The following is a 422-nucleotide window of genomic DNA, read 5'->3' as shown; positions in this document are numbered from 1 at the left end:
GTGTTCGATGAAACGCAACGCCAGTTCGCATCCGAGATCCACCGCGTTTTCGATGAAGTGAAGCCATCGCGGCTGATCGTCATCGACTGTGACGCGCGTGTCACGCAGGTGCAGGTGTTCGAGCCCGGTGATGCGCTTGAACTGGCGCCTGTGAAAGGCGGCGGCGGTACCTGCTTCGCACCGCCGTTCGAGTGGGTGGAGGAACAGGGCTTTCGGCCGGCGTTTCTCGCCTATCTGACGGACATGTATGGCACGTTCCCCGAAGTGCCGCCGGAGTATCCGGTGCTGTGGGCCTCAACCACACCGTTGCGCAGAATCCATACCCCGCCATTCGGCGATTGCATCGAGGTCATCGTCTGACCATTGCCCCGGGCCATCCCGGGGCATTTCTTTGCTCCGGCATCGGTTGGTGGGTGTTCCGC

1 protein-coding gene is annotated in these 422 nt (G+C 61.8%); it reads left to right on the top strand.

The genetic code is table 11. The features are described 5' to 3' along the window. On the top strand, nt 1-360 hold a 360-nt coding region (locus tag C1J01_RS48715; protein WP_235855177.1), incomplete at its 5' end, for a VWA-like domain-containing protein. Nucleotides 361-422 lie beyond the last annotated feature (62 nt).

It is taken from the genome of Nonomuraea aridisoli, assembly GCF_003236395.1.
Lineage (GTDB): Bacteria > Actinomycetota > Actinomycetes > Streptosporangiales > Streptosporangiaceae > Nonomuraea > Nonomuraea aridisoli.
This window is presented reverse-complemented; position numbering and strand designations above follow the sequence as displayed.